Annotated in this window: 24 protein-coding genes; 11 read left to right on the top strand and 13 right to left on the bottom strand. The window is 63.0% G+C overall.

Annotation, left to right across the window (positions count from 1 at the left end; translation table 11 throughout):
* The first annotated feature begins 238 nt into the window (after positions 1 to 238).
* From cydP to GGD90_RS13320, 7 genes are all read left to right on the top strand, one after another.
* Entirely contained in the window at positions 239 to 433 is a 195-nt protein-coding gene (gene cydP / locus GGD90_RS13350) for a cytochrome oxidase putative small subunit CydP (RefSeq protein WP_153117441.1), read from the top strand.
* Positions 423 to 1,979: a cytochrome ubiquinol oxidase subunit I gene (locus GGD90_RS13345; protein ID WP_153117442.1), complete on the top strand. Its 1,557-nt coding sequence runs from the start codon at positions 423 to 425 to the stop codon at positions 1,977 to 1,979. Before cydP ends, GGD90_RS13345 begins: the two co-directional genes overlap by 11 nt.
* A 14-nt stretch (positions 1,980 to 1,993) precedes the next feature.
* Entirely contained in the window at positions 1,994 to 3,133 is a 1,140-nt protein-coding gene (gene cydB / locus GGD90_RS13340; protein WP_153117443.1) for a cytochrome d ubiquinol oxidase subunit II, read from the top strand.
* Positions 3,134 to 3,192: 59 nt separating this feature from the next.
* Positions 3,193 to 3,321: a cytochrome bd-I oxidase subunit CydX gene (gene cydX / locus GGD90_RS13335; RefSeq protein ID WP_153117444.1), complete on the top strand. Its 129-nt coding sequence runs from the start codon at positions 3,193 to 3,195 to the stop codon at positions 3,319 to 3,321.
* Positions 3,299 to 3,634 carry a cyd operon YbgE family protein gene (locus GGD90_RS13330; protein ID WP_325066000.1) on the top strand — a complete coding sequence of 112 codons (336 nt, stop codon included), beginning with the start codon at positions 3,299 to 3,301 and terminating at the stop codon, positions 3,632 to 3,634. Before cydX ends, GGD90_RS13330 begins: the two co-directional genes overlap by 23 nt.
* A gap of 21 nt (positions 3,635 to 3,655) precedes the next feature.
* Complete coding sequence (locus tag GGD90_RS13325) at positions 3,656 to 4,795, top strand: NAD(P)/FAD-dependent oxidoreductase (RefSeq protein ID WP_153117445.1); 1,140 nt, start codon at positions 3,656 to 3,658, stop codon at positions 4,793 to 4,795.
* 139 nt (positions 4,796 to 4,934) lie between these two features.
* Positions 4,935 to 5,297, top strand: coding sequence for a rhodanese-like domain-containing protein (locus GGD90_RS13320; RefSeq protein ID WP_153117446.1), 363 nt, complete (start codon positions 4,935 to 4,937; stop codon positions 5,295 to 5,297).
* A gap of 92 nt (positions 5,298 to 5,389) precedes the next feature.
* On the opposite strand, the gene GGD90_RS13315 is transcribed toward GGD90_RS13320, so the two are convergent.
* From GGD90_RS13315 to GGD90_RS13290, 6 genes are all read right to left on the bottom strand, one after another.
* Positions 5,390 to 5,833, bottom strand: a complete 444-nt coding sequence (locus tag GGD90_RS13315) for a NifB/NifX family molybdenum-iron cluster-binding protein (protein WP_153117447.1) — start codon at positions 5,831 to 5,833, stop codon at positions 5,390 to 5,392.
* Complete coding sequence (locus GGD90_RS13310) at positions 5,830 to 6,162, bottom strand: DUF134 domain-containing protein (RefSeq protein ID WP_153117448.1); 333 nt, start codon at positions 6,160 to 6,162, stop codon at positions 5,830 to 5,832. The genes GGD90_RS13315 and GGD90_RS13310 overlap by 4 nt, the downstream gene beginning before the upstream one ends.
* Positions 6,163 to 6,165: 3 nt before the next feature.
* On the bottom strand, positions 6,166 to 6,558 hold the full coding sequence (locus GGD90_RS13305; RefSeq protein WP_153117449.1) for a NifB/NifX family molybdenum-iron cluster-binding protein: 393 nt from the start codon (positions 6,556 to 6,558) through the stop codon (positions 6,166 to 6,168).
* A gap of 92 nt (positions 6,559 to 6,650) precedes the next feature.
* Positions 6,651 to 7,976, bottom strand: coding sequence for an ABC1 kinase family protein (locus GGD90_RS13300; RefSeq protein WP_153117450.1), 1,326 nt, complete (start codon positions 7,974 to 7,976; stop codon positions 6,651 to 6,653).
* Between the two features lie 293 nt (positions 7,977 to 8,269).
* Entirely contained in the window at positions 8,270 to 8,698 is a 429-nt protein-coding gene (locus tag GGD90_RS13295) for a hypothetical protein (protein WP_153117451.1), read from the bottom strand.
* Between the two features lie 58 nt (positions 8,699 to 8,756).
* Positions 8,757 to 8,945, bottom strand: a complete 189-nt coding sequence (locus GGD90_RS13290; protein ID WP_153117452.1) for a hypothetical protein — start codon at positions 8,943 to 8,945, stop codon at positions 8,757 to 8,759.
* A gap of 57 nt (positions 8,946 to 9,002) precedes the next feature.
* Between GGD90_RS13290 and GGD90_RS13285 the strand changes: the two genes are divergently transcribed.
* The 4 genes from GGD90_RS13285 (at position 9,003) to GGD90_RS13270 (ending at position 12,270) form a co-directional block, all read left to right on the top strand.
* The gene (locus tag GGD90_RS13285; RefSeq protein WP_153117453.1) at positions 9,003 to 9,242 is read left to right on the top strand and encodes a hypothetical protein; all 240 of its coding nucleotides are present in this window, start codon (positions 9,003 to 9,005) and stop codon (positions 9,240 to 9,242) included.
* Between the two features lie 27 nt (positions 9,243 to 9,269).
* Complete coding sequence (locus GGD90_RS13280; RefSeq protein ID WP_322741729.1) at positions 9,270 to 9,935, top strand: SAM-dependent methyltransferase; 666 nt, start codon at positions 9,270 to 9,272, stop codon at positions 9,933 to 9,935.
* 19 nt (positions 9,936 to 9,954) lie between these two features.
* Positions 9,955 to 10,533 carry a hypothetical protein gene (locus tag GGD90_RS13275; protein ID WP_153117454.1) on the top strand — a complete coding sequence of 193 codons (579 nt, stop codon included), beginning with the start codon at positions 9,955 to 9,957 and terminating at the stop codon, positions 10,531 to 10,533.
* A gap of 363 nt (positions 10,534 to 10,896) precedes the next feature.
* Entirely contained in the window at positions 10,897 to 12,270 is a 1,374-nt protein-coding gene (locus tag GGD90_RS13270) for a 3'-5' exonuclease family protein (RefSeq protein WP_228273776.1), read from the top strand.
* 158 nt (positions 12,271 to 12,428) lie between these two features.
* Here GGD90_RS13270 and GGD90_RS13265 read toward each other — a convergent pair whose 3' ends face one another.
* The 7 genes from GGD90_RS13265 to GGD90_RS13235 all read right to left on the bottom strand — a co-directional run bounded on the left by GGD90_RS13265 (position 12,429) and on the right by GGD90_RS13235 (position 21,014).
* Positions 12,429 to 12,731, bottom strand: a complete 303-nt coding sequence (locus GGD90_RS13265; RefSeq protein WP_153117456.1) for a lipopolysaccharide assembly protein LapA domain-containing protein — start codon at positions 12,729 to 12,731, stop codon at positions 12,429 to 12,431.
* Between the two features lie 235 nt (positions 12,732 to 12,966).
* The gene (locus tag GGD90_RS13260) at positions 12,967 to 13,488 is read right to left on the bottom strand and encodes an OmpA family protein (protein ID WP_184415174.1); all 522 of its coding nucleotides are present in this window, start codon (positions 13,486 to 13,488) and stop codon (positions 12,967 to 12,969) included.
* 1 nt (position 13,489) lies between these two features.
* Positions 13,490 to 14,641: a YbdK family carboxylate-amine ligase gene (locus GGD90_RS13255; protein WP_153117458.1), complete on the bottom strand. Its 1,152-nt coding sequence runs from the start codon at positions 14,639 to 14,641 to the stop codon at positions 13,490 to 13,492.
* Positions 14,631 to 15,830 carry a cation:proton antiporter gene (locus GGD90_RS13250; protein ID WP_153117537.1) on the bottom strand — a complete coding sequence of 400 codons (1,200 nt, stop codon included), beginning with the start codon at positions 15,828 to 15,830 and terminating at the stop codon, positions 14,631 to 14,633. The genes GGD90_RS13255 and GGD90_RS13250 overlap by 11 nt, the downstream gene beginning before the upstream one ends.
* Positions 15,827 to 18,520 carry an HAD-IC family P-type ATPase gene (locus GGD90_RS13245; protein ID WP_153117459.1) on the bottom strand — a complete coding sequence of 898 codons (2,694 nt, stop codon included), beginning with the start codon at positions 18,518 to 18,520 and terminating at the stop codon, positions 15,827 to 15,829. The genes GGD90_RS13250 and GGD90_RS13245 overlap by 4 nt, the downstream gene beginning before the upstream one ends.
* Positions 18,521 to 18,668: 148 nt before the next feature.
* The gene (nhaD, locus tag GGD90_RS13240) at positions 18,669 to 19,952 is read right to left on the bottom strand and encodes a sodium:proton antiporter NhaD (protein WP_153117460.1); all 1,284 of its coding nucleotides are present in this window, start codon (positions 19,950 to 19,952) and stop codon (positions 18,669 to 18,671) included.
* A 333-nt stretch (positions 19,953 to 20,285) separates the two neighbouring features.
* Positions 20,286 to 21,014 (bottom strand): ankyrin repeat domain-containing protein, encoded by a 729-nt coding sequence (locus GGD90_RS13235; RefSeq protein WP_153117461.1) that lies wholly within the window; start codon positions 21,012 to 21,014, stop codon positions 20,286 to 20,288.
* Between the last annotated feature and the right edge of the window lie 33 nt (positions 21,015 to 21,047).

Below are 21,047 nucleotides of genomic sequence, written 5' to 3'. Positions count from 1 at the left end.
ATCCTCTCTGCCAGATATGCTGCCAATCATCGCCATGATGGCAGAAAAAAGTCAAATGATTCGGCCGGGCTTCAGCAATGCGCTCTATCAAGTCATTGTTCTGCCTGGCTTGATCGACGCCTGTTCCGGCCGGCATGGAACTTGTTTGGAGGATTCGCGGCCGTGACGAAACCTATATTAGAATTGCCTTAAATGTCTGCCAAGTTTGTAAAGTCTGACGCTGGCCATGGAGCTTTTCATGCAGCAGCGTGACCGAAATCTCGTCAAGGACATTGTCTTTGTCGTAATCGTCAAGCTGCTGGCCATTGCCGCCCTGTGGTGGTACTTCGTACGTGATGCGCGCATCAGCGTCGATGCGCCGATGGCTGCCGATCATCTGGGCGCCTCTGCCTCGCCCGCCAAACTCCCCGCTGGAAATCCGAATGATCAGTGAACAACTCGTCGATCTGTCGCGTCTGCAATTTGCCGCGACGGCGCTCTACCACTTTCTCTTCGTGCCGCTGACGCTGGGCATGGTCTGGATCCTGGTGATCATGGAGTCGGTCTATGTGATGACCGGCAAGACCATCTACAAGGACATGACGCGCTTCTGGGGCAAGCTGTTCGGCATCAACTTCGCCCTTGGCGTCACCACCGGCATCACCATGGAGTTCCAGTTCGGCACCAACTGGGCCTATTACTCGCACTACGTCGGCGACATCTTCGGCGCGCCGCTGGCGATCGAGGGACTGATGGCCTTCTTCCTCGAATCGACCTTCATCGGCCTGTTCTTCTTCGGCTGGGACCGGCTCTCGCGCGGCCAGCACCTGCTGGTGACGCTGCTGATGGCGGTCGGCACCAATCTTTCCGCGCTATGGATCCTGATCGCCAACGGCTGGATGCAGAACCCGGTCGGCGCCGAGTTCAACTACACGACGATGCGCATGGAGATGGTCGATTTCTGGACGATCGTCTTCAATCCCGACGCGCAAGCCAAGTTTGTCCACACAGTATCGGCCGGCTACACCACCGGTGCCATGTTCGTCCTCGCCATTTCGTCGTGGTATCTGCTGAAAGGCCGCGACGTCGAATTCGCCAAGAAGAGTTTCCGCATCGCCGCCGCCTTCGGATTCGCGTCGGTCTGTTCGGTGATCGTTCTCGGCGACGAATCGGGTTACACCGTCGGCGAAGCGCAGCAGACCAAGCTGGCGGCGATGGAGGCGATGTGGGAGACGGAACCGGCACCGGCATCGTTCAACCTCGTCGCCATCCCCAACCAGGCCGAGATGAAGAACGATTTCGCAATCAGCATCCCCTGGGTGATGGGCATCATCGGCACGCGTTCGCTGGACAAGGAAATTCCCGGAATCAAGGAAATCAAGGAAAAGAACCGCGAACGCATCATCTCGGGAATGGAGGCGGTGACCGCGCTCGACGCCCTGCGCAAGAATCTCGACGACGCGGAAATGAAGGCTCGCTTCGAGGCGCACAAGGCGGACCTTGGCTTCGGTCTGCTGCTGCGCAAATACGTCAGTTCGATCGATCAGGTGACGCCCGCGATCATCGAGAAGGCGGTTGACGACACGATTCCGCACGTCGCGCCGATCTTCTGGGGTTTTCGCGCGATGGTCGGTCTGGGCCTGCTGATGCTGCTGATCTTCAGCCTGTCGCTGTGGCATTCGGTGAAGGGGAGCTTCACCGGCAAGCGCTGGCTGCTCCGACTGGCGCTGTTCTCGCTGCCGGCGCCCTGGCTCGCCTGCGAACTCGGCTGGCTGGTCGCCGAATACGGACGCCAGCCGTGGACGATCTACGGCGTCCTGCCGACGCATCTGTCGGTATCGACCCTGAGCGTGGAAAGCCTTTACGGCTCGCTGGCCGGCTTTGTCGGCTTCTATACGGTGCTGCTGCTCGTCGAAATGTATCTGATGGTCAAGTTTGCGCGGCAGGGCCCGGGCAGCCTCGGCACGGGTCGTTATCTCGACGAAGCGGCGCACGCCTGAGCAAGGAGGACACCATGCTGGATTACGCAACACTGAAGGTGATCTGGTGGCTGCTGGTCGGCGTTCTGCTGCTCGGCTTTGCCATCATGGACGGTCACGACATGGGTGTCGGCACGCTGCTGCCCTTCGTCGGCCGCAACGACGTCGAACGTCGCGTCGTCATCAATACCGTCGGTCCGCACTGGGACGGCAATCAGGTCTGGTTCATTACCGGTGGCGGGGCGATCTTCGCTGCCTGGCCACTCGTCTATGCAACCGCCTTTTCGGGCTTCTACTGGGCGATGCTGCTCGTGCTGTGGGCGCTGTTCTTCCGCCCGGTCGGCTTCGACTACCGCAGCAAGATTCACGATGCGCGCTGGCGCAGCACCTGGGACTGGGGGCTGTTCGTCGGTGGATCGGTGCCGCCGCTGATCTTCGGTGTCGCTTTCGGCAACCTGCTCCTCGGCGTTCCCTTCCACTTCGACGACCATCTGGTGTCGACCTATACGGGCAGCTTCTGGGCCTTGCTCAATCCCTTCGCGCTGCTTGCCGGCGTCGTTTCCAGTGCGATGATCACTTTCCACGGCGCGATCTACCTGATGCACCGCACCGAGGGCGAGATCCAGCGGCGGAGCGGGCGCGCAGCCGTGATCTTCGGCGGACTGCTGCTGCTCAGTTTTTCTGCCGCCGGCATCTGGTTGTGGCAGGGCATAGACGGTTACGTGATCACTTCCGCGGTCGATCCCGGTGCGCTGCCGAATCCGCTGGGCAAGACGGTGGCGCGCGAACCGGGCGCGTGGCTGGCCAACTACAGCCGCTACCCGGCGAGCATGGCGCTGCCGGTGCTCACCTATCTGGGCGTGATAGCGGCGTTGCTGCTGGCGTTTTCGGGCCGCACGCTTGCCGCCTTCGTCGCTTCGTCGCTGGCCATTCTCGGCGTCATCGGCACGGCGGGGGGCTCGCTGTTCCCGTTCATCATGCCTTCGTCAAGCGATCTGCGTTCGAGCCTGACGGTGTGGGACAGCGTATCCAGCCACCTGACGCTGTCGATCATGCTCTGGGCGACGCTGATCTTCATGCCGCTGATCATCATCTACACCAGTTGGGCGTACAAGGTCATGGCCGGCAAGGTCACCGCCGCCTACATCCGTGAGAACGAACACGGCGCCTACTGAGACCAAGCCTGCCCGGCGCCAGTGGCCGCCGGAAAACTGAACAAGGAAGGAGATCAATCATGTGGTACTTCGCCTGGATGCTCGGCATCGGTTTCGCCGTCCTGCTGGCCATCCTCAACGCCATGTGGGGCGAGAACGAGGACGCCCGTGCGGCCTCGCTGAGCAATGATGCCGAGCAGCGACGCTAGTCCGGCGCATACCGCTCCGGGCGCAAAGCCGGCGGCAGGGGGGATATCGCCGGTTTCGCTCGGGGTCGGGATCGTCCTGCTCCTGCTGATGACGGTGCGTCCTGATCTGGCGACCGGTAGCGACGGACACGTCGATTATCCGCTGACTCTGCTCATTTTCTGGGCAATGAACGCCGGTTTCGTCCGCGGCGTCGGCTTCATACCACGACACTGGCTGCCGCGCATCCTGCTCTCGACTATCGCTTGCACGGTGGCGCTGGCGCTCGTCCTGCTGCGGGCGGTCACGCTTGGCCGGCTTCCCTTGCTGCTCTGAATCAGACAATGAAAGAAGAAAATGCCTGATGGCCCGGTCCGGATCGCCATCCTTGGTGCCGGTTTCGCCGCCCTGAGCGCGGCCCGCGAGTTGCGTCGCCGTGCGCCAGACGTGTCCATTACGCTTACCGCACCACGCGCCGAATTCGTCTATCTTCCGAGCCTGATCTGGGTACCGACGGGCATTCGCCGCGCTGCCGATCTGGTACTGCCGCTTGCGCGCTTCCTCGACGATCTGCGGATCGATCATTTTCCGGCCAGCGTCACCGGGCTGCGCGACGGCGGTCGAACGATCGTTACCGACCAAGGGGAAGTCAGCAACGATGCATTGCTGATTGCCACCGGCAGCCGCTTCCTTAATGGCTTGCCCGGAATTGAAAACGCGCTGACCCTCTGCGCGGGTGTCGGCGCGGCGGAAGAAATCGGCGCCCGCCTGCGCCAGATGCGCGGCGGACATCTGGCCTTCGGTTTTGCCGGCAATCCCAAGGAGCCAACAGCCGTGCGCGGCGGCCCGATGTTCGAACTGCTGTTTGGCGTCGATACCTGGCTGCGGCAGCAGGGGAGACGACAGCAGTTTACGCTGAGCTTCTTCAATCCCACCGCTGAACCGGGCAAAAGGCTCGGGCCGAAGGCGATGACCCTGCTGCTGAACGAGATGAGCGAGCGCGGGATCAGCACTCATCTCGGGCACAAGCTCACAGCCTTTTCGGATTCAGCGATCAGTACCGAAGGCGGCGAGCTGCCGGCCGACCTGATTCTCTTCATGCCGGGACTGAGCGGTCCGGCCTGGGCAGCGAACAGCGGTCTCCAGCTTTCTGCCGGCGGCTTTTTCCTGGCCGACGAGTTCTGCGCGGTGCAAGCTGGCGAGCGCGTCTTCGTTGCCGGTGACGCCGGCAGCTATCCGGGGCCCGACTGGCTGCCCAAGCAGGCGCATATGGCGGACCTTCAGGCACGAGCCGCTGCGGAGAACCTGCTGCTCAGCCTTGAGGGTCAGGCTCCACGCGCACGCGCGCGTCCGGAGCTGATCTGCATCGTCGATAGCGTCAATGCCGGCATGCTCATCTATCGCGATGCGAAGCGCGGCTGGGTATTGCCTTCGTCGCGTGTCTTTCACTGGGCCAAGCGTTACTTTGAACGACACTACCTGCGCGTCTTCCGCTGATGATTGGCGCAAGCCCCGTCACGGTCCATTTTCCGGACAAGGTGCGGCGAAGCGCTCATCGTTGCGCAGAAGTGACGATCCGGTATCTGCCCCCGGAAAATTCCGGGAGCCATTCGCCTTCATCAAATGACAGCAACTCATGAAAAATGCCCTGCTGCACCTCTTTCTCGCACTGCTCGCCGTCTCTGCCCAGGCCGGCGATTTCAGTTACAGGGGCGTCAGGCCGGCGGTCATCATCGACGTCCGCACGCAGGAGGAGTTCGCGGCGGGACATGTCGATGGCGCGCTCAACATTCCCTACGAGCAGATCGTCGGTGGCGTTCAGTCGATCCGCAATCTGCAAAAAGACAGCCCGATCCTTCTGTATTGTCGCAGCGGCCGCCGCTCGGCGATTGCCCGCACCAGCCTGGAGCAGCAAGGCTACAAGCGGGTCATGGATGGCGGAGGAATGAGTACGCTGCTCCCCAGCCTCAAGGTGTGTACCAGCAGCGCAGCCTGCTGAGCAGATCCGCGCATTGATCTGACGCCCGCTTCGCCGGGCGATCACTTGCCGCTTTGCTGCGGCCGAACTGCACCGCAGCAAAGCGGCAAAGATCAGTGGTGGGTGCAGCCGCAAGCACCGTGCTCGTGCGCATCGGCGGAGCTCTCGCCGTGGCCGGAACAGCCGCAGCCTTGGTGTTCCTCTTCGGCGGCGTGCGCTTCGTGGTGTCCGCCGCCGCAGCATTCGACTTCCTCCACTTCCTGCAGGCTGCCGGCGGCAAGTTCAGCCAGTGCTTCGCCCGCGGTCAGCGCGTCGCTGTTGAATACCCGGATGCCTCGCTGCCGCAGGTTGTTGAACATGCCCCGACCGATGCCACCGGCACAGACGATCGCGTCGATCTGCGCCGGCAGCGCGCTACACGAGCCGCCCGAGGCGTCAATGCCGAAGTGTTGCTGCGTATCGCTATCGACCAGCAGCAGTGCCGGCGAAGCGCGGAAATTGGGAGCGATTTCAGAATCCAGGCCATTGAGCTGGTCTACAGGCAAACAGACTTTCATGATTTTTCCTTGCAACAGGGTTGATGAGAGCTAAGAGAAGCGGGGCCTTCGTTGCCGAGGGCAATTTTCAGGGCCTTGCCGTGGATGATGGCGTCAGCGACTTTCCTGCGCGCGCGCTCGACGATAGTGGCGAAGGTCTGACGCGAGACACCCATGCGCTCGGCCGCCTCGGCCTGATAGAGCGCTTCGAGGTCGGCCAGACGGAGCGCTTCGACTTCGTCGAGTTCAAGACTGACTTCTTCGAGCAGCGCCAGACCGACGCCGCGTGGTTTGAAGTAGGTGGCGGCCGGCGAGAAGCCGATACGTCTGCATTTCGGCGGGCGTGGCATGATTCAGCGGCCTCGTCCGCTCGCAGCGCGCGCGTTGCTGACACAAGTCGCTGCCGACAGCGGCCGCAAACGATCTGCCGCCAGTTCGCGCCGCAGTTCGCCGAGCGTGCGCGCGGCAGACGCCAGCACGGGCAGACCAGCGCGCCGCGACAGTTGCAGCAGGCGAAAACCAACGGAACGCCCGGCGATTGCGTCGAGCTTGCTGCCTGACAGGTCGGGCAGCGGGCAGCCGCAGGGGCCGCGACAGACTCCGCCAACCGGGCAATCGGCAAGGATCTCGCCGTTTTCGCTGTCAATCACGGCAAAACGTCCGGCAAGCCCGAAGTGCGTGGCCAGCGGTGAGTCGTTGCCCGAGGCATCGTTCACGCTGGACAACAAGGGGACACAAACACGCATGGATTTCCTTTCCGTGTGGCATGGACTTCGCCAAAAGCGGGGCCGCAAGGGCTTCGCTTTTCCGCAGGCGGGTCCGCTGGACATGAGTGGATCTACAGGTAGGGCGCGAACAGGCGCCCGATATCGATCCGCGCCCGCAGGCGCGCGGCGAGCATGAAAACGCCGGCGAGCTTGCGCTGCAGAAGCATGATGTCGGCGGGTGGCGCACTGGCAAAACCATTGTTCATGTACTGGTCACGGCCACCGGTGTAGGCGCGGCCGAAGAGGTCGGAGTGGCCGAAGTCGTAGGGACCGACATGGCGCAGCGGCTCGCTGCAAAGCAGCATCAGATCGACGACACCGGCTGTTTGCGCCTCCGAATCGCGTTCGCCAATGAAACCGACGCTGCCAGCGGTCGTCCGCACCCGCTCGCGGTCCTGATCGCGCAGCGCCCGGCCCATCTCGCGCAACACCTCGACGAGCGCGGGCGGAACCACTTGCGCCGCGCCGAAATCGAGCAGCGCGATGCGTCCGCTGTCGGCGTCATAGAGGTAGTTGGCGAAGTTGGGGTCGGTCTGCATCAAGCCGAATTCGAATAGCTCGCGCAGTGCCAGTTCAGCCAGCGCTTCGGCGACGCGATCACGCAAGGCCTGCGGGTAAGTTGCCTGCGCCAGCTGGTCGATCGACACGCCGGCCGCAAAGTCGGTGACGAGGATGCGCGGCGTCGACAGATCGGTGTGCAGCATCGGCACGCTGAGCAGCGGATGCTCGCCGAGCAGTTCGCGGTAGGCCATCAGCGAGCGCGCTTCGGCGACGTAGTCGGTTTCCTCGTGCAGCTGTTGCCGCGCACGTTCGAGGATCGGTGCCGGTTCCCAGCCGCCCGGAACGAGTCCCGGCAGGCGGGCAAGCAGTGCGACGTTGGCGATGTCACTGTCGATGCTGTCGCGCACGCCCGGATACTGGATCTTCACTGCCAGCGTGCGTCCGTCGTGCGTCTCGGCGCGATGCACCTGACCGATCGACGCGGCGGCGATCGGATTGAACGAGAAGCGCTTGAAACGGCTCTCCCAGCCGCTGCCCCATTCCTGTTCGAGCACGGCGGCCAGCTGGGGCAGGGGCATGACGTGTGCACCGTCGCGCAGGCCGGCGAGCAGGTGCGCAAATTCCGGCGGCAGCACGTCCTTGCCGTCCATCGACATCAGCTGGCCGATCTTCATCACCGCGCCGCGCATCTTCGACAGGCGCTCGGCGAGACGGCGCGCGTTGTCCGGCGTCAGCATCAGTTGCGACAGCTGCGGCCGCTGCCCGCGCGCCAGCCGCGAAATCCCGTCAGCCGCGGCCGACGCCGCCATTTCACCAACGGCGCGGCCGAGGTGCATGAAGCGGCGACTGCGGCCGCTCGGTACCGGGGCGCTGGGGCGAACTTCTTTGTTGGTCATGGAGCGAAATCTCGGTGATGAAAACTCTGCCAGGCGAGAGCAAAAGAACATCGCCTCATATTTACTGGCATATGCCCATAAGTATATGCTGATTGATAGCGCGTGTCAAAGGTGTTTCGAAGATCGGACGAATTCCGGCATGCGTTTCACGGAGCCCTTGCCTTGCCGCCGTTCGCCAGCCAACAGACCAGCCGTGGACACTTTTACGGCAGAACGACTGCCCAGCGTTTTTGCCTGGAGCCACGGTCAGCGGGGCGCCAGCGAACGAGGACGGTGAGGCAGCGCGCGGGCGCTCAGGGTCCGGCGCCGTCCGGCACATCAATGCCGTGTGCCGTTAACCAGTCGCGATCGATTTTCCAGCGCACGGCGCGAATTCCCGGCTGACTGGCAACGATCGTCTGTGCCTCGCCCTGGATTGCTGCCAGCCGCTTTTCTGCGGCGACGAAGGCGGGGTCGTTGGCGTCTTTGGTGTTGATGTCGGGGAACAGCAGGGCAATCAGGCGCGCCGCCGGCACGTCGAAGCTGCGCGGCGTGGTGACGTAGGCGACGCCCTCATCGACTTTGAGCACGCGGAACTGATAGGGATAAGCGAGCAGCTCCGGACTGCCCCTTTCGGCAATCGCGCGGGTGAGATCGCGCGCCTGCGAATCTGGCGCACGGATCGCCCAGTCGAGGGCGAACAAGGCAATGACGATGGCTGCGAGCCAGACGAGTTTTTTCACGGAAAGACCGATCAATCAGCGGTGGAAAACGTTTCGCTACTTGCGATCCGCGCCGCCATCAGCGCGTCGGAGCGGCAACGGAGGGCAGCGTGCGCAACGGGACGACCGGCGCGGACGGGGGGGCGGCGACGCGCTCCGACCTGCCCGGGGGATCGGCTGGCGCGAAACCGTGCTGGCCGGTGACGATGAGCAGCGGCAGGGCGAACAGAAAGCTGGCGACGACGACCGAAAGCTGAAGGCTGTGCATCTGGATCTCCTTGAAAGCCGGCGAGCTTGCGGCACTGCCAAAACCTCCGCCGTAGCGATGAACGCGCTGCACGCCCCTTGCCGCCTTGTTGCAATCAATATCCATGCCACTTGCAGCACGGGGTTGTTATTCTTTATTTACAGTAACTTGCTGAACCATGGCAGGGCAGGGTGGCTGGCGGGAAAAGCAGAAACTGCCATCTGGCAGTTTCTGGCAGTCAGTGCCACGCTGTTTTCCGCCATCACGCCCGGTCGATTTTGTCGTAAGGCATCGTTCCATCGCGGCGCGGCTTGTTGATGCGGGTAATATCGTTCCTGGAGCATCATGAGCACGCCAGAAGTCCTCTTGACGGGAGATGTGCAGATGAACCAGTCGATCATTTGGAACAAGCGCTACAGCGATGCCGGCGAGCAATACCTGTTTGGCACCGAGCCCAACCGCTTTCTCGCGCACCGGGCGGCGCTCTTCGAGAAAGGTCGCAATGCCCTGTCGGTTGCTGACGGCGAAGGCCGCAACTCGGTCTGGCTGGCAGAGCAGGGGCTGGAGGTGACAGCGATCGAGATCTCGGCGGTGGCGCTGGAGAAAGCGCGAAGACTCGCGGCCGGGCGCAAGGTGAGGATCGATTTCGTCCAGGCCGACATGCTGGCGCCAGGATGGCCGCCGGCCGAACTGCAGAACAGCTATGACTGGGTGCTCGGCATCTTCATCCAGTTTGTCGCCCCCGTATGGCGCGAACGGCAGTTCGACGTGATGAAGCAACTGACGCGGCCCGGCGGCAGGATCCTCCTGCACGGCTATACGCCGAAGCAGCACGAATACCGCACCGGCGGACCTTCGGCCATCGAGAATCTCTACACCCCGGAAATCCTGCGCGAGGCTTTTGCCGACTGGGAGATCGAGGAGCTGGTCGAGTACGAAGACGATATTGCGGAGGGCCTTGGCCACAAGGGGCGCTCGGCGCTGATCGGCCTCGTCGCCCGCAAGAACTGAGAGGAAGCAGGGGCCACCGATGTTCTCGTTGCGGCAGTTGATCGGCCGACAGAAGCCGCTTGCCGACTGCCGCAGCGGGCGTCTGGTTGCCGTGATCCACTGCATACTCGACCAGAATGTGCGTGACCACGGGGCTGCGTCTTTCCCCGCGGCGAACTGGGCTTTCCTCGATCTGTGTCGTGAACACCGCGTCGGGATGCTGCAAATGCCTTGCCCGGAAGTGCAGTGTCTGGGGATGTCGCGTGCGCGTCCCGCCGGCCAGTCGCTGCGGGATGCGCTGGCGTCACTGGCAGGACGCGCCGCTTGCCAGCGGCTTGCCGGGGAGACCGCCGCGCTCATGGCGGCACATGTCGCCCACGGACATCGGCTGCTTGCCGTCATTGGCGGCAACATGCAAAGCCCCGGCTGCGCGGTGCATGCTGAGGCTTCGGGGCTGGGCGAATCATCGGGAGTTTTCATGCTCGAACTCGTAGACGAATTGCTGCGACGCGACTTGGCGGTTCCCTTCATGCCGCTGCGCGATGCCGACCCGCAGCTCCTTGCCGAGGACATGCGTCGCATCGCGGCGCTTTTCAGCGAAGGTATTGGCGGCAACTGATCCGCGTGCCCGAAACGCGGAGCTTGCTGATGGTTGGTGGCGGACAAACGTTTCGGCGCGAGTGCGAGCACGAGGTTTTGAGGCAAACTAGCGGCTGTTCTCGCCGGGCAGTTCGCAAGCTGAAGGCTGCCCGTTCTGCCCGAAACCTCAAGCCGTGATGTTGTGCTCGCTGGCAGCGCGCGGGGAAGTTGCGCAAGCTGCCCGCACGGCGCTTTGCTCGTCTCGATGTAATTTGACATAATACAAATTATGCGTTTTAAGGATGCGGGAAAAGGCCCGCAAAACACACCGGATTCGCAGCCCCTGCCGTTAGCGGCCGAGCCGTCTGCTCAGGAGTCTGCCGCATTCGTTTGTGAGCCGCTGGTGTTCGTCGATCTCGAAACAACCGGTCCCAATCTGGCGGCCGATCGCATCATCGAGATCGGCATTGTCGAAGTCGACGCCGATGGCGTGCGCGAATGGAGTTCGCTCGTTGATCCGCAACTGCCGATCTCCGACTTCATCACTCGCCTCACCGGAATCGACGCCACGATGACCGATGGCGCGCCGCGCTTCGCGGATCTGGCTCCGGCGCTTTCTGAACGGCTGCGCGGCCGTCTGTTCGTCGCGCACAACGCGCGCTTCGACTACGGTTTCCTCAAACGCGAGTTCGCGCGCGTGGGCGTCGCTTTCCGCGCCCAGTGCCTATGCACGGTCAAACTCTCACGCCGGCTCTTTCCGCAACACCACCGGCACAGCCTCGACGCCTTGCTCGAACGCCACGCCATCGCCGTCGCCGCGCGTCACCGCGCGCTCGACGATGCGCGTGTGCTGTGGGACCTGTGGCAGTGCTGGTGCCTTGCGCAGTCGCCCGACCACGTATGGACGGCCGCGCTCGGCATCATCGGCAGGCCGCAACTGCCACCGCAGATCGATCCTTCGATCATTGACGACCTGCCTGACGCCGCTGGCGCTTTCGCCTTCTACGACGCCGCTGGCAAGCCGCTGCATATCGCGCGCAGCGCCAATGTCCGCCAGCAGGCGCTCGGGCTGTTTGCGCCAGAGCGGCGCGAAGTCGCGCTGGCGAATTCCACTCAGCGCATCGAATGGCGTGAGGCTGCAGGAGAACTCGGCGCGCGCCTGCACGAGCTTGCTTTCCAGCGCCCGCTCCGGCCTTTGGCGGACGATCTGTGCGCCTGGCGCCTCGTCGAGCACGCCGTTGGCGAGCTACGCCCGCAACTTGTCTATTCGCGCGAGCACGATCTGGCGCTCGGCGACGATCTCTACGGCCTCTATTCCAGCCGGCGCGAGGCTTTGCTCGCCTTGCGCCGGATCGCCGAGACACATCGTCTGTGTTTTTCCCTGCTCGGGCTCGGCGATACACCGCCCGGCAAGCCTTGTGTTGCGCATCGCCGTCACGCCTGCCGCGGCGCCTGTATCGGCAAGGAAAGCGCGACGCAACACACGGCGCGACTGCAGGCGGCGCTGGCGCGTATCCGTTTGAAGGAATGGCCCTATGCCGGGCCGGTGGCAATCGTCGAACGCGACGACTTCGGCTTGCGCGAAGATTTTCATCTGGTCGATCGCTGGCGGCTGCTGGCGACGGTGCAAACCCGTTCAGCACTGGCGGAAAGCCTCGAAAGAGCGCAGCAGGGCGTTGCCGTCAGCCCCCCCTTCGATCCGGAAATCTATCGTCTATTCAATCGCTTCCTGAGTTCCGGCAAGGTCAGCGCCCTGCCCTCGCCTGGTGGGTCCTGAGCGACGTGCTGCATCTTCGTCGTCACGAAAACGCTTGTCGACTGGCTCTCCGTATCAGCAAGCCGGAGATCGCCCCCTGACAACAGCTTATTCCCCCAGCGCAAGCAGCGCCTGCGTAGCAGCCAACCATCAGGGGATCATTCCGGCCAGACGAACGCTCATTCAGTCGGGGCATGGCCCTCAAGTGTTGCGATCCGGTCGACCTGGCGAGTAGAGGCTTTTTCCAGATCATCGATCAATCGCTTCTGTTGCGCCAATTGCCATTGGCGCTTCAAGGTTGCGGGCGTGGACAACAGGGCAACGATCAACGCCCCGCAGGCCAGAGCGAGCAGCAGTACCATGGCCAGAGAGCTGTCGAAACGCCAGAACAGGAAATTCACCGTCACTGGAACGTTGTTCTGCATGGCGAAGGCAACGCCTCCGATAGCCGTCAAAATGGCGGCGATGATCGCGATTTGCATGGGGAACTCCTTCTGAGCTAATAAAATCCGGGCTTCACACTTTCACGATGGAAGCAATCCGGCAGTCCGCTGCGCTGGTGAAGAACATGCCAGCATGGCTGTTGCGTCAGGCGCCGACGTTCGCGAGCGCCGACGATCACATCGCGGGAGCCCTTGCAGGTCCGACCGTCGAGTTGAGCTTAAGTTTATGGACGCGGCCGGCTGGCGCGCCTGCTTCGGCGCCGTCCGACCGGAATCACGGCGAATACTTTACCTCGACCCTGCGCATCCTCTTCTTGCAGGCTTTCGTGGCGCAGTGCGCGGCGAGTGTTTCGTTGCCGCGCACCGATCTGCTGATGCGGTTCCTCGCTACTCCGTAAGAACGCAGGATGTCGGCAACCGCGTCAACGCGTTTCCCGGCCACTGCCAGACTGTAGGAAGGGCTGCCCAGATCGTCGGTACGACCGATCAGCGTTACCGTGCTCTCGCTGTTCCTGTCGAGCTTGGACGCAAGCGCACGCAGTTTTTCGCGTCCCGCGACATCGACCTTGCTTGAACCGTAACCGAAATAGATGCTCGCTGCTTCATCTTCCCCCGCCCCCGTCTCTGTCGCGCCTGCCGCCCTTGTTTCCGGTGTTTCGACATGCGCGTGAACGCTCTGCGGCACTTTTTTCGGGAAGGGAGGGATCGCGCCATCCGCTTCTTCGCCGACCGACCGGCTTGCACAGCCGCCAAGCAGCAGACCGGCAACAAGACACACCAAGCACAGGCTTTTCAACTCAGACCCCACTTGAAAACGACTCCTGGCTGGAAGCATCGCCGCGGAAAACGAGCAGCGCAGAGTCGACCATACCCTCAACGCTTCCGCGCTCGGCATACTCCCGGCGCAGATAGCTTGCGTCACTGCCGGCATGCGTGATCCGGTAGATGTCCTCCAGTGCCGGTGAGCATCCAAGCGCGTCGGCGCGGGACTGGATGCGCCGTATCGTTGTCAGGATGTCCTCGCGCAGAGAGATTTGTTCATAGGTTTTCGGATGCACGATGCTGCCGTCCAGGCCAAAGCGGCAGGCCTGAAAACGGTTGTAGTTGTACACCAGATAGTCGTCTTCAGCAGGCTCGGCTTCGTTACGCTCGAGCAGATAGCTGCACAGTGCCTGCAGGTAGCACGCCAGAGCGGCAGCGCGTTCGACCGAGAGCGGCGTGTCGCATACGCGCAGTTCGATCGTTCCGTATTCGGGCTTGGGGCGAATGTCCCAGTAGAAGTCCTTCATGCTTTTGACGACCCCGGTGTGTTCCATCTTCGCGAAATACTGTTCGGCAAAATCATCCCAGCGCAGGACGAAGGGCGCGCGCCCGCTGAGCGGGAAGGCAAAAACGGAGTTCAGCCGGGCCGAATTGAACAAGGTATCGTGGCCTTGGACGAACGGTGACGATGCCGACAAGGCGATGAAATGCGGAACATATCTGTTCAAGGCATGCAGAAGGAACAGCGCTTCGTCACCGCTGACGCAGCCGACATGAACGTGCTGACCAAAAATGGTGAACTGCTTGCTCAGGTAGCCATAGAGCATCGAGACTTCCCTGAAGCGGGGTTTCCGGAAAATCCGCCGTTCGGACCACAGCTGGAAAGGGTGTGTGCCACCACCGCAAATTCCGATATTGAGACGATCTCCGGCGCCGATGAGGGTGTCGCGCATGGTCAGCAACTGGGCCAGCAGCTCCGGATATCTTTCGTGAATATCGGTGGCGACCTCGATCATGCTTTCCGTCACTTCCGGCGTCACACTTCCCGGAAACGACTTGCGTCGCAACAATTCCAGCATGTCCGGGCTGGCGGCAGCCAGGTCGAGATCGCTCAGGCTGACCAGTTGCAGTTCCAGCTCGACGCCCAGCGTCAATGCTTGCGAGGTCCTGAATTTTTCAAGGGGCACGCGCAGGCTCCTCGGCGTCGGGCACTTCATGCGCCCAGATCAGCGCGCGCTGGATGAATATCGGGCCGAGCACTTCGAGAATCAGCGCCGCTGCCGCCAGTGGCGCGAGTTCTTCGACGAGGTTGATTCCCAGATAGCGGGTTTGCTCGAGAACCAGAATCACAAAAGCCGAGATCGGCGTGCTTGCCATGCCGACCAGCAAGCCCTTGCGCAAGGAAATCCCGCTGATTCGGGCGAAGATGCCGATGCCAATGATTTTGGCGAGCTGGCGCACGGCAATGATGGCGAGGCCCAGACCGATCCCGGCGACGACCTGCCGCCACTCCAGCGTCGCTGCAATGAAGACGAACAGCAGCACCGAGAGCAGATCGCCCAGCGTGCCGAAGCCGCGCTGCGAAGAGTTGAAGACGATACGCCGATGGCGGGCAGACAGTCCAAAGGTCAGCGCCGCCAGGACCGGCGACAGCTTCAGGCTGTGCGCCAGCGCAACCAGACAGATGATCGAGATGGTAAAGGCAAGCGTGCTGTCCTGATTGGTGCGATGCGTGAAGCGCAGCAGCGCAGGGACGGCGAATCCGGCGCTCGCCCCAATAATCACCGAGACCGAGAGGACAATCAGGCTGTTGTAGCTGGCTTCCCAGAGGCTGCCGGAAGTCTCGAATACCACGAGTCCGACAATGATCTTGAAAACGAGAACGGCCAGCACGCAATTCAGCGCGGAAAGATGCAGGACCCGTTCGGTAACCTGGCCGGAACTGCGTTGTTCATTGACTACCCGGACAATGGTCGCCGGCGATGTTGCCATCGACAGCGCAGCCAGCAGCAAGGCAGTCGACGCAGGCAGCTCGAAGCAGCTGGCAAGAAAGTACACCGCCAGAAATGTCAGTAACGCCTCGGCAAGACTCGTTGCACCGATCCATGGGTTGGCCAACAGCCAGCGCAGATTGATCCGGTATCCACATTCAAACAGGATCAGTCCGAAAGCGATGTTGGCGAGCAGCAGCATTGATGCGGACTGGCTGTGCGGCAAGACAGCCAGCTGTGCCGGCCCGAACACAAAGCCGACCAGCGCATAAATGCTGATGCGCGGGATTTTCCATGTCTGATGCGCAAGTTCTCCGGCAAGCCAGGCGATCAGAATGGTAAGAGGCCAGGCCAGGTCGCTTGCGAGCAAGGCGATGTCGATCATCTGCCTGCCGATAGCGCCGGCGGACGGCAGGCGCTGGCCAGGCGCCAGCGCTTTTCCAGCTCGACGGCTGCTGCGCAAAAGACGGCAAAGGCGCCGATAGTCGCCCAATCGGAAAGGCCGATCGGCGCGGTCTGGAAAATGCTGTTCATTACCGGAACATAGGTGAATGCCAGTTGCAGCAGCAGCATCGCCCCGCTGCCGGCCCACACCCATGGATTGGCGAAGGCACCGATCGACCAGAAAGGACGGCTCAGCGATCGGCAATTGAAGAGATACAGCGTCTCGACCAGAACAAAGACGTTGGCGGCGATCGTTCGCGCTTCGGCAAGCGACTGCCCGCGCTGCAGGGCCAGCTCGAACAGACCGAAAGCACCGCTCAGGAGCAGGATGCTGACCAGCAGGATGCGCAGCAACAGCGGTCGATCGAGAATCGGCGCCGACGGTGCGCGCGGTGGCCGCTGCATGATGCCCTGCTCTGCCGGTTCGAAGGCCAGCATCATGCCGAGCAGGATGGCCGTCGTCATGTTGATCCACAGGATCTGCAGCGGCGTGATCGGCAGCGTCGAACCCGCAAGAATGGCGGCCAGGATCACCAGTCCCTCGCCGGCATTGGTCGGAATCGTCCACACGATGAACTTGACGAGGTTGTCGTAGATGCCACGCCCCTCCTCGACCGCAGCCTCGATCGTCGCGAAGTTGTCGTCGGTCAGCACCATTTCGGCGGCTTCCTTGGCGACTTCGGTACCGCCAAGCCCCATGGCGACGCCGATATCGGCCTGTTTCAGCGCCGGCGCGTCGTTCACGCCGTCGCCGGTCATCGCCACGACCTCGCCATCGGCCTGCAAGGCTTTCACCAGCCGCAGCTTCTGCTCGGGCTCGACGCGGGCGAACACGTTGACCGTCGCCGCTGCCTGGCGCAAGCCGTCGTCGTCCAGTCTGGCCAGCTCCTGGCCGGTCAGTGCGCAGGTTCCGGCGTCGGCAATGCCGAGCTGACGGGCGATGGCGACGGCGGTTCCGGGGTGGTCGCCGGTGATCATCTTGACCCGGATTCCCGCCGCGTGACACGCGCGCACCGCGGCAGCGGCGCTGCTGCGCGGTGGATCGATCATGCCGATCAGACCGAGAAAGACCAGGCCGCTGCCCAGATGCTCATGCTCGAGTACCTGCGTCGGGGACAGTTCGGAGCGGGCAAGGGCGAGCACGCGCAAGCCGGCCTCCGCCATGCGCAGCGCCGCCGCCTGGACGTCTTCCCCGGCAAGCGGCACCTCGCGTCCCTGACGATCAAGCCTGCCGGCGCAGGCGCCAAGCAGCTTCTCGACGGCACCTTTGACATAGACGACGCACACGCCGTCGACTTCGTGCAGCGTTGCCATCACTTGCCGGGCAGAGTCAAACGGCAGTTCGTCGCGGCGCGGAAAGAGCGAATTCAGGATCGCCTCGTCGAGATTTGCCTTGCGCGCCGCAACGAGGAGAGCGGCTTCGGTCGGGTCGCCGATCACCGTCCACTGATTTTCCACCTGCGCCAGACGCGCGTCGTTGCAGAGCACGCTGGCGACCAGGGTCTCCTTGAGCGCTCCCGCCACCGTCGCCGGTAATCCTTCGCGCTCAATGCCGCCGACGGGCGCGTAACCATCGCCGCTGAGCGTGAAATGCTCCCCGCCGGCCCGGATCTCGCGCACGGTCATCGCGTTCTCGGTCAGCGTCCCGGTCTTGTCCGAGCAGATCACCGTGGTGCTGCCCAGCGTCTCGACGGCCGAGAGCTTGCGGATGATGGCGCGGCGCCTGGCCATGCGCGCGACGCCGATGGCCAGCGTGACGGTCATTGCCGCTGGCAGCCCTTCCGGAATCGCCCCCACCGCCAGCGCCACGGCGGCCATGAACATGTCGAGCGCCGACTCGCCGCGCAGCACGCCGACGCCGAAGGTGAGCACGGCAAGAATCAGGATCGCCACCAGCAGGCGTCGGGCGAAAACATCGAGTTGTCGCGTCAGCGGCGTCGTCAGATCAGGAGCACTGGCGATCAGTGCTGAAATCCGGCCGGTTTCGGTCGCGTCGCCGGTGGCGACGACGACGCCCGTTCCCTGCCCGCCGACGACGAAGGTACCGGCATACGCCATGTTGTGCCGGTCGGCGAGCGGCGTCTCGGCAGGCAGCGGCTCGACGTGCTTGGCCACCGGCAGCGATTCTCCGGTGAGCGCCGCCTCGGCGTGACGCAGCTCCTTGCCCGAGAAAAGCCGCAAGTCGGCAGGCACCTTGTCGCCAGCGGCCAAGACCACCACATCGCCGGGCACCAGATGAATCGCGTCGAGGCGACGCCGCGCGCCATCGCGCACGACCGTGGCCTCGGCGGCGACTGCCCGCACCAGCGCCGCCAACGCGGCCTCGGCTTTGCCTTCCTGGATGAAACCGACCAGCGCATTGACCAGTACGACGCCGAAGATCACCGCCGAATCGACCCATTCACGCAGAAACAGGGTCACCATTCCCGCAGCGATCAGCACCAGAATCAGCGGCTGGACGAGTTGGGCGACGAAACGGAGAAAGGCGCCTCGTCCCGGCCGCGCACTCGGCCGATTGGCGCCGTAACTGCGCAAGCGCTCGGCAGCCACGACGTCCGTCAAACCACTGGCCGGATCGACAGCGAAGTAGTTCGTTACCGTAGCCGTTTCCGTCGCGTGCCATTTGAGCATGGTCAGATCCCCCTCAAGGTGGCGTTCAGAACCTGCATCACATAAAAGAACGCCTGCGGACAACGAGGAATCCGCAGGCGGCCCGACCAAGCCCCCGCCGGGGAGCTACGCGAACGCGATGCGCTGGCCGCAGCGGGGGCCAGATCGCTCAATGCAGCAGCCGGTACTGGACGAGATATGTCGCCGCACCGGCAAGATACCCTGCCAATGCCAAGCCGCTGATTTTTTTCACGTACCAGAAGAAGTGGATCTTCTCAAGTCCCATGGCGGCGATACCGGCAGCCGAACCGATGATCAGCATCGAACCACCGGTACCGGCGCAGTAGGCCATGAACTCCCACAGGAAATGGTCAGGCGGAAAGTCACTCAGGCTGTACATGCCCATTGAGGCGGCAACCAGCGGAACGTTGTCGACGATCGCGCTGGCAACGCCGATGATCATGACAATGACGTCCTGCCTGCCGACAGTCTGCTCCAGCCACTGCGCCAGCGCGGTAAGGATATGCGTGTGTTCGAGCGTCGCCACCGACAGCAGGATGCCGATGAAGAAGACGAGCGACCCCATGTCGATGCGCGTCAGCGCATGCGCCAGCGTCAGGTGCTGCTTGGCCTCCTCCTGCTTCTTGCGATGCAGCAGATCGCCGACCAGCCAGAGAATGCCCAGTCCGAACATGATTCCCATGAACGGCGGCAGGTGGGTCAGGGTCTTGAACGCCGGGACGGCGACGAGAATGCCAAGGCCCATGAAGAACATCAGATTGCTCTCAAAGGCCGTGCTCGGCAGTTCATTCCCGCCATCGACGCGTTGCGGCGCGACAACAGCACGGCCACGCAGGAGATACGCGCTGATGCCGAGCGGCACCAGCATGCTCACCATGGCCGGCAGCAGGACGCCCTTGATGACGGCCAGCGCGGTGATCTGACCGCCGATCCAGAGCATGGTGGTGGTGACATCACCCATCGGCGACCAGGCGCCGCCGGAGTTGGCCGCGATGACGATGATGCCGGCGAAGAGCAGACGATCATCGTGCTTGTCGAGCAGCTTGCGCATCAGCGACACCATGACGATGGTCGTCGTCAGGTTGTCAAGGATCGCGCTGAGGAAGAAGGTGACGAAGCCGACCAGCCACATCAGCGTCGACAGCTTCTGCGTCCTGATGCGCGAGGTGATGACCTCGAAACCGTCGTGCGCGTCGACCACTTCGACGATGGCCATCGCTCCCATCAGGAAGAAGACGATCTGCGCCGTCGTCATCAGCGACTCGCCCAGTTGTTCGCCGAGCAGATGTGTATCGCCGAGCGAGACTGCGTAGATCGTCCACAGCAGGCCGGCGCAGATCAGCGCCGAAGCAGCCTTGTTGATCTTGAGCGGGTGCTCGAGTGCGATTGCCGCATAGGCGACGACGAAGATGAGGATCAGCGTGGTCAGCATGCGCAGAACCCGGGAAGGCTGTTCGGCGCAGTCGCGCGAAACGGAAATGGACGGTAATTCATCCTGCGCAGGGTAGGAGAAATCCTGCTGCCGGGAAATTGGGGCCAGCCCTTAAGGGCTGACCCGGGGAGCACCGGTGACGACGCCTCCCGCTCACGGCAGACGCGCGCAGTGTGGCAAAAGCGCTGCCGCCTCAGGCGCCCGATGCCGGCGCGTAAAAGCGTCTTCGCGCGCACCGCCGCGCCGTTCGGGGTCGATCAGCCCTGCGGAATCTGCGTAACTTCTGCCATTTTTTCAGTCGCTTGCGCGGCTTTCATGAATTCATTCATGAATTCATTCATGAACTCCGGCAGCCGCTCCGCTCGGCGCTGCCGGAGCGATGCCTGCGGCGGCGGCCGGCGCCAGTTCGATCGTGACTTTCTGACCGCTGCCGCCACCCGCCGCGCGCAGCAGCGTGGCGATATCGGTATTGGCCGACTTCTGCGCCCAGTCGAGTGCCGTCAGGCCGTTTTCGTTGCTCAGCGTCGGATCGGCTTTGTGCTGCAGCAGCACCTCGACGACGGCCTTGTGGCCGTTGCGAGCCGCAATCATCAGCGCCGTACTGCCGTTTTCGCTGCGCGCGTCGATCTCGGCGCCGTGGCGGATCAGGTAGTCGGCGATCGTCGCATGGCCGTTGAAGGCGGCGTAGGCGAGCGGCGTCCAGCCATACATATTGACCGCCGCACCGGCCTCAACCAGACGCTTGACGAAGACGTCCTGACCGTTGAAGGCAGCCATGCGCAGGGCGGTATCGCCGTCGCGATTGCGGCTGTTGAGACGGGCACGGCGCAGCAGGAGCTGTTCGAGCAGTTCCGCGTTGTTTTCGCGCACGGCGAGCATCAGCAGCGAGTTACCGCTGCGATCGACGGTATTCACATCGACACCGCGGTCGAGCAAGGCAATGGCGGCGGGCGTATCGCCGGCACGCAGCGCGCTGAGCATGTCTTCATAGACGCCAGCCGTGGCCAGTGTCGGCAGCAGCAGCGCGGTAGCGAAAGCAGTGGCGACAAGAATCTTTCTCATGATTTGTTCTCCTGAGTACAGAGGCAGTTTCGC

Origin of the sequence: Rhodocyclus tenuis, assembly GCF_014197755.1 — a bacterium.
In the GTDB taxonomy this organism is placed as follows: domain Bacteria; phylum Pseudomonadota; class Gammaproteobacteria; order Burkholderiales; family Rhodocyclaceae; genus Rhodocyclus; species Rhodocyclus tenuis.
Note: the sequence above shows the minus strand (reverse complement) of the source record. Positions and strands in the feature narration are given on the sequence as shown.

Excerpts from the sequence above, each read along its gene's own strand:
- cydP (WP_153117441.1), top strand. The coding sequence starts at position 239 with ATGCAGCAGCGTGACCGAAATCTCGTCAAGGACATTGTCTTTGTCGTA.
- GGD90_RS13345 (WP_153117442.1), top strand. The coding sequence starts at position 423 with ATGATCAGTGAACAACTCGTCGATCTGTCGCGTCTGCAATTTGCCGCG.
- cydB (WP_153117443.1), top strand. The coding sequence starts at position 1,994 with ATGCTGGATTACGCAACACTGAAGGTGATCTGGTGGCTGCTGGTCGGC.
- cydX (WP_153117444.1), top strand. The coding sequence starts at position 3,193 with ATGTGGTACTTCGCCTGGATGCTCGGCATCGGTTTCGCCGTCCTGCTG.
- GGD90_RS13330 (WP_325066000.1), top strand. The coding sequence starts at position 3,299 with ATGATGCCGAGCAGCGACGCTAGTCCGGCGCATACCGCTCCGGGCGCA.
- GGD90_RS13325 (WP_153117445.1), top strand. The coding sequence starts at position 3,656 with ATGCCTGATGGCCCGGTCCGGATCGCCATCCTTGGTGCCGGTTTCGCC.
- GGD90_RS13320 (WP_153117446.1), top strand. The coding sequence starts at position 4,935 with ATGAAAAATGCCCTGCTGCACCTCTTTCTCGCACTGCTCGCCGTCTCT.
- GGD90_RS13315 (WP_153117447.1), bottom strand. The coding sequence starts at position 5,833 with ATGAAAGTCTGTTTGCCTGTAGACCAGCTCAATGGCCTGGATTCTGAA.
- GGD90_RS13310 (WP_153117448.1), bottom strand. The coding sequence starts at position 6,162 with ATGCCACGCCCGCCGAAATGCAGACGTATCGGCTTCTCGCCGGCCGCC.
- GGD90_RS13305 (WP_153117449.1), bottom strand. The coding sequence starts at position 6,558 with ATGCGTGTTTGTGTCCCCTTGTTGTCCAGCGTGAACGATGCCTCGGGC.
- GGD90_RS13300 (WP_153117450.1), bottom strand. The coding sequence starts at position 7,976 with ATGACCAACAAAGAAGTTCGCCCCAGCGCCCCGGTACCGAGCGGCCGC.
- GGD90_RS13290 (WP_153117452.1), bottom strand. The coding sequence starts at position 8,945 with ATGCACAGCCTTCAGCTTTCGGTCGTCGTCGCCAGCTTTCTGTTCGCC.
- GGD90_RS13285 (WP_153117453.1), top strand. The coding sequence starts at position 9,003 with ATGAACGCGCTGCACGCCCCTTGCCGCCTTGTTGCAATCAATATCCAT.
- GGD90_RS13280 (WP_322741729.1), top strand. The coding sequence starts at position 9,270 with ATGAGCACGCCAGAAGTCCTCTTGACGGGAGATGTGCAGATGAACCAG.
- GGD90_RS13275 (WP_153117454.1), top strand. The coding sequence starts at position 9,955 with ATGTTCTCGTTGCGGCAGTTGATCGGCCGACAGAAGCCGCTTGCCGAC.
- GGD90_RS13265 (WP_153117456.1), bottom strand. The coding sequence starts at position 12,731 with ATGCAAATCGCGATCATCGCCGCCATTTTGACGGCTATCGGAGGCGTT.
- GGD90_RS13250 (WP_153117537.1), bottom strand. The coding sequence starts at position 15,830 with ATGATCGACATCGCCTTGCTCGCAAGCGACCTGGCCTGGCCTCTTACC.
- GGD90_RS13245 (WP_153117459.1), bottom strand. The coding sequence starts at position 18,520 with ATGCTCAAATGGCACGCGACGGAAACGGCTACGGTAACGAACTACTTC.
- nhaD (WP_153117460.1), bottom strand. The coding sequence starts at position 19,952 with ATGCTGACCACGCTGATCCTCATCTTCGTCGTCGCCTATGCGGCAATC.
- GGD90_RS13235 (WP_153117461.1), bottom strand. The coding sequence starts at position 21,014 with ATGAGAAAGATTCTTGTCGCCACTGCTTTCGCTACCGCGCTGCTGCTG.